At 36.1% G+C, this 5,604-nt stretch carries 6 protein-coding genes; 5 read left to right on the top strand and 1 reads right to left on the bottom strand.

The annotated features are described in order from the left end of the window. The first annotated feature begins 239 nt into the window (after nucleotides 1-239). Nucleotides 240-389, top strand: a complete 150-nt coding sequence (locus ACM0OS_RS28250; RefSeq protein ID WP_414546494.1) for a DUF262 domain-containing protein — start codon at nucleotides 240-242, stop codon at nucleotides 387-389. A 30-nt stretch (nucleotides 390-419) separates the two neighbouring features. Here ACM0OS_RS28250 and ACM0OS_RS28255 read toward each other — a convergent pair whose 3' ends face one another. Then, the gene (locus ACM0OS_RS28255) at nucleotides 420-704 is read right to left on the bottom strand and encodes a hypothetical protein (RefSeq protein WP_414546495.1); all 285 of its coding nucleotides are present in this window, start codon (nucleotides 702-704) and stop codon (nucleotides 420-422) included. Between the two features lie 109 nt (nucleotides 705-813). Between ACM0OS_RS28255 and ACM0OS_RS28260 the strand changes: the two genes are divergently transcribed. The 4 genes from ACM0OS_RS28260 to ACM0OS_RS28275 form a co-directional block, all read left to right on the top strand. Beyond that, entirely contained in the window at nucleotides 814-984 is a 171-nt protein-coding gene (locus tag ACM0OS_RS28260) for a hypothetical protein (protein ID WP_414546496.1), read from the top strand. Nucleotides 985-1,388: 404 nt separating this feature from the next. Then, nucleotides 1,389-1,637: a helix-turn-helix domain-containing protein gene (locus ACM0OS_RS28265; RefSeq protein WP_414546497.1), complete on the top strand. Its 249-nt coding sequence runs from the start codon at nucleotides 1,389-1,391 to the stop codon at nucleotides 1,635-1,637. A gap of 104 nt (nucleotides 1,638-1,741) precedes the next feature. Beyond that, entirely contained in the window at nucleotides 1,742-3,085 is a 1,344-nt protein-coding gene (locus ACM0OS_RS28270) for a VWA domain-containing protein (protein ID WP_414546498.1), read from the top strand. A gap of 20 nt (nucleotides 3,086-3,105) precedes the next feature. Next, nucleotides 3,106-5,604, top strand: a 2,499-nt coding sequence (locus ACM0OS_RS28275) for a tubulin-like doman-containing protein (protein ID WP_414546499.1), incomplete at its 3' end; no start/stop codon positions are given.

The following is a 5,604-nucleotide window of genomic DNA, read 5'->3' on the forward strand; positions in this document are numbered from 1 at the left end:
AACTTCTCTCTGTGCTTGATTCTTAACCTCTTCAATACCAATTAGATAGTTAGGGATCTGACTTATCAAACAATTATCGACATTCAGAATAGAGATTTAGACGTTGATTTAGAGTCAGCTTTAAAGGTATTTATCACTTATCAAGAGTGGTATCACTGGCTGTTCAGTATGTTTGGTTTTGCTAAATCTTTTGCACAGGCAGCATGAACATTATAGGTTTTTCTATAAAAAATACAACTATGAATATTACAACTATCCTCGACCAAATTGACATGGGCAGTATTGCCCTCCCAGAATTCCAACGGGGTTACGTTTGGAATCGTGACCAAGTGCGCGGATTGATGAATTCGCTTTATCGCAAGCATCCCATTGGTAGCTTATTACGGTAGGTTCGCCCATTTAAAAAACTAAAAGAGAAATTAAAGTGCTGTAAAGCTTACGTAGCTTAATTTAAATAGAATTGTTGTTGTTTCCAAAATCTGGTGATGCTGGCGTACCCATGATTTCACTGCACAAAGCCTGTGATCTGCCTGAGTCAATATGTAAGTCAATAATAATACCCCTAGTTGACCGTAGCTCAAACCCTGACGATTGCCATGTGGTCTAGGTAATTCCTGGTCGAGCAGAAACGGTATCTGCATTTGTGATAACCAATGTATGATCACTGGAAGATCATCTACTTGCTCTGATGTAGTGTTTTGCAACTGTGACCTAGCCGCCTCAATTATTAGGGAACACCTTTGCAGACTACACTTTCAGGCTGTTATTTGGCTACTCTGTTTGTGAAATCAGCGAACCGACCGAGATTAGGGGTTGACTAATAATTTCTACATTTCTCATGACCACATGAATGATGGTGGGAAGAAAAATACTTCTCTACTATCAGGCGATCGCTCATACTGTACTCTGAATCTTGGTTTAGAAAAATTTAGTATAAAATTTATCTTTAAATATTTTGCAGGGATGCGATCTCCTCATGGTTAATTATTCTATTTTGTAAAGTACAAGTAAAATAAGTTACTTTTTATCTAAGTAAATTTACTAATGCAAAAAAATAATAATCTGTATTTTTATAATTAAAACTAAAGATAATAATACAGTCAAGTATCAAAAGCGTTCAACTAGTATGAGCTTGCTGGCATATCTATATATTGATAGATTATTTAAACATAGCGTCTTATTTTTTTTAAATAATTCCATTAAGTATAATTAATGAGCTAAATACACGAATTAATTGTATCTATTAGCTTTTTTTATTTATAGATATTGTTTAGTTACAGTACTATTACTGAGTAGCGTAAAAACGTGACATCTCCAAATTAAATAGTTAATATGTAACTTGATATATCACTTATTACATCTAGCTAATTATTTTGGTGCAAATCTGAATGCCAATTCAAAATAAAATATTAATTAAACAACCAAAAATTGGTCTATTTATTCAAGAAATTAGACTATTGATGGGATTAACTCAAGAAGAATTTGCCGCAATAATTGGTGTGAGTTTTCCTACTGTTAATCGTTGGGAAAATGGACATACTAAGCCTTCTAAACTGGCTGTACAACAAATAGCAGCTTTAGTTGATAAATTGGGTGAAAATGGCCAAATAATTTTAGCCAAATATCACTCAAACTAAATCATTTTTTACTACTTTGCAAAAAGTCATAAATATATGGATGGAGACATCTATCAATGAGTTTTAGATACTTTAAAAATCAAAGTATTTTTATTTTGCTGCTCATGTCAATTTTTCAATTTGGCCATGCACTGGCTCAAACAGCAAAAGGAGGAATTGACTGGATTGTAGTAGTAGACACTTCGGCTTCTATGCGGGGTGCAGGCGGTACAAAAAATATCTTTACTCAAGTTAAAAATTCGATTACAGAATTTGTGAATACTGCTAGAGTAGGCGATACCGTCACTATTTATAGTTTTGATAGTGATATTAATTTACAAGCCCAAGAAGTTACTATTGCTAGTAATCCAGACCGAGGTAAACTCAAACAAATAATCAATGATCTCAAAGCTGATGGTTTACGTACTCACACAGGTAAAGCAGTACAAAAAGCATTGCAAGCTTCCGCTCGGTTAAACCAACGTACCGATGCTGTTAATCGGATTGTGAGTATAGTTTTTCTGACTGATGGATTAGAAGATGTAAAAGGTATTGCTAATCCTGTCAGGATTCCTCAAAGTACCCAACTTTTACGTGAACAACAATGTAAACCTTATGTCTTCTTTGTATCTTTAGGACAGCAAGAACATGAACAGCAATTAAATGAATTTGCCAATAATCCAGCACTTTGTGGCAAAGGAAGAGTATTGCGTGACCCTGGAGGAGTGCAATTAAACAAGCTAGCACAAACGATTAGACCAGTACTAATTAAACCCCAACTAGATGTTTCTTTATCTACTACTGATTTACCGCCTTTATTACCAGGTATAACTACAGAACTAATTAAAGTTACCAGTAACAGTAATATTAATACTCAAGTAAATCTCCAACTAGAAGACATTAACAAAACTGGTATTCGCTTGGTTTCACCCAAGAAAATTGACTTAACTGCTAATCAAAAAATAGTTATTCCTGTAAATTTACAAATTCCCTCAAACTCACCGGGTGGTAATCGTAAGTTGCGTTTAATCTTAACAGCAACAGATAAAAGCATTGCACCTCAAGCAATTGATGTATCTGTGACGATTAAACCGCAATTATCTTTGCAACCTAAAAATCTGAGTTTTGGGGATGGGGAATTAGAACTACTAGAACCATTACCCACATCACCGGAAGAACAATTCATCAGCTTGACCCACCAGCACAAGCAAAAAGTCAGCCTGAGTGCAATAGTACCAGCGATCGCCTCAACAAATGATGATGCAGAATTAGTCATCATGTGGCAGTCTGGCAAAAAATACGTGTATATACGTAGTATTAAAAGTGTCCTTTTTGTCAATAATGAAAAAATTACTACAACTCAACTTTATGACGAAGACACAATCCAGATTGGTAACGTAAAGTTGCGATTCAACTGGATTGGTAACCAACGGCCCTATGAACAAAATACTGGGCTAGCAAACTTTTAACTGATATGAGAGGAAATTAAATGTCACGTCCTACAGTTATTTTTCGCCCCACTGTTGTCATTGGCTTAGGCGGTACTGGTTATGAAGTTGTACTCAAACTGAAAAAGCGCTTTATTGATGTTTACGGTTACGTACCAGAAATTATTCGGTTTCTTTCTATTGATACAACCGAAAATATTCAAAGTCGGGAAAAATCACCTGATGGGACTAAAGTTTTTTTAGAACCTAATGAACTTTATGCTATTTCTGTTGCTAATCCTTTACCGTTAACACGCAACGATCATATTGCTGAATGGTGGCCGAAAAATATCCCTACAGCTAGCTTGATTAGCGGCGCAGGACAAATTCGAGCTAGGGGACGACTAGCCTTTTTTGCCAAAGTTGGTGATATTAATGGTTTGATAGCCCAAGCGATTAATGCTGTCCGGGAAATTCGGAGTAGCAAACAAGCATTTTCCGATAACTTTCAAGTTTCTAGCCGTGACGGAGTAGAAGTTTTTATTGTTGGTAGTTTAGCTGGAGGAACTGGTAGTGGCACTTTTTTAGATGTGGCCTTTTTGGCACGTCAATATCTTAATAGCTTTTCTAATATTACCGGACTATTTGTTTTACCTAGAGTATTTGCTAATCTTCCCCAAACTCATTTAGTAAAATCTAATGCTTATGGTGCGCTCAAAGAAATTGAAAACTTCTGGAGCTTATCACCATCAAATCCGTTAGAAATTGATTACGGTATTACCAAAGTCAAAGCTGATCGGCCACCTTTTGATGCTGTATTTTTAATGGATGGTATTAATAAAAACGGTACCGTAGTCAGCCGTCCTAATGATTTACAAAATTTAATTGCCGATGGTTTATATATCCAAATTGGTTCTCAAATCGGTTTAGATGCTGCTAACGTTGCTGACAATATTCGCGCTTATTTGGCAACTGGTGAAAAAGTCCGAGGGCGAAATATCAATTACTGTAGCTTTGGATTTGCTACCTTAACTTTGCCAGTACAGCAGTACGAACGCATGAAACTTGAAGACGCACAAAAATTGTTAAAAAATGAGTTGATGGCTACTACTGCAACTATTGATGTAGTAACCGAAATCGACCGTTTTTTACAAGAGTGCAAATTAGATGAAGCAACTACAATTTTAGATAGTTTGACCGAAAACGATCGCGGGGGACAAATAAAACCAGAATTCCGCATTGGGGAAATGAAGTTTGACCGTACATCTTTACCGACAATTAAAGAACTGTATAAGCGACAGTTAGATCAAATGGAGCAACGGACAGGTAAAGAATTAGTAATGAATTTTTATCGCTTAGAACAAACTGCAAGTACTGCTATTTCTACTTGGTTAGAGCGGAGTCTTAACCGTTCCAATGGGCTAGCATCTACCTTACAATTTTTGGATCATTTTGTTCAAAAAATTGATGATCTACAGCAAAATGTCCAGCGCAAATCTAAAGAAGCTCAATCTAATTTTGCTGCTTTAAAGTTAGAACCACAAGAAGAAAAAATCAAAGAAGCAGCAGAAGCTTGGTTTCCCAATAAAAATACTATCCAAGCAGCTTGTCAAAGATACAAAGAACGAGTAGATCCTAAATGGAGAATGTATTTACATTGGAAGCGCTGTGATAAAGCCGCAGAACTATGTGGTGTACTAAGACATAAAATCGAAGACATTCAAGCACAATGTCAACGTCTTCATAGCAACCTAGATAAAGTTTATCGTGACTTAGAACAAAATTACATTGACGTTAGCCGCCAAGACAATTTTGATAATCCCTTTATTCACACTATTCAGCGCGTTGATTTAGAATCAAAACGTCCGAAAGTTACTGGTGGAGACTTCATCCGTTGGTATCGAGAGAAATCTCAAAGTCTAACTAATTGGGCTGATAAAAAAGCTGAAGAAGTTAAGGAAGACATCATAGCATTTATGGATGAAACTTATCGTCCACTTACAAGTATGAATGTTGAGCAAGTATTGGCGGATAGCAACCCAGAAGATGCAGGACAAGATTTACAACAACTTGGTAAACTAGCAGTTCCTTTGTGGCAATATCAAGATTCAGAAATTCCCGCCAAACAGCAGCACGTGATTACAGAATTTTATTACTACGGCGTAGAAAGTAACAAAACTATTTTTAGTGAACCACCGCTTTCTAGTCGTATACCTAAAGGTAAAGGTAATGTTTCTTTTGTACCCACAGGTGAACCACATAAACTGACACTATTTAGAGTTGAAATAGGTGTACCTTTATTTGCTCTAAATGGTATTAAAGAGATGGAAATGGCTTACCTAGATCCCGATAAAGTCTTTAAACATTTACATCGTAGTTGGACAAACTTAGCAAATTTAATTCCACCAGAAGATGATGGTGGTGCTTTACGCTGGTTCGCTTTAGCTTTAGCACCTAATCCGTATTCGTTGATTTCCAATCAAAAGCGTCAATACTTTATATATACACAGGGTAAGAGCATCTCAATCAGGCTTGACACAAGGAATCAGAAGAATCTAAAG

Source organism: Nostoc sp. CCY0012, from assembly GCF_963920855.1.
In the GTDB taxonomy this organism is placed as follows: Bacteria; Cyanobacteriota; Cyanobacteriia; order Cyanobacteriales; family Nostocaceae; genus Cyanocohniella.

Excerpts from the sequence above, each read along its gene's own strand:
- ACM0OS_RS28250 (WP_414546494.1), top strand. The coding sequence starts at position 240 with ATGAATATTACAACTATCCTCGACCAAATTGACATGGGCAGTATTGCC.
- ACM0OS_RS28265 (WP_414546497.1), top strand. The coding sequence starts at position 1,389 with ATGCCAATTCAAAATAAAATATTAATTAAACAACCAAAAATTGGTCTA.
- ACM0OS_RS28270 (WP_414546498.1), top strand. The coding sequence starts at position 1,742 with ATGTCAATTTTTCAATTTGGCCATGCACTGGCTCAAACAGCAAAAGGA.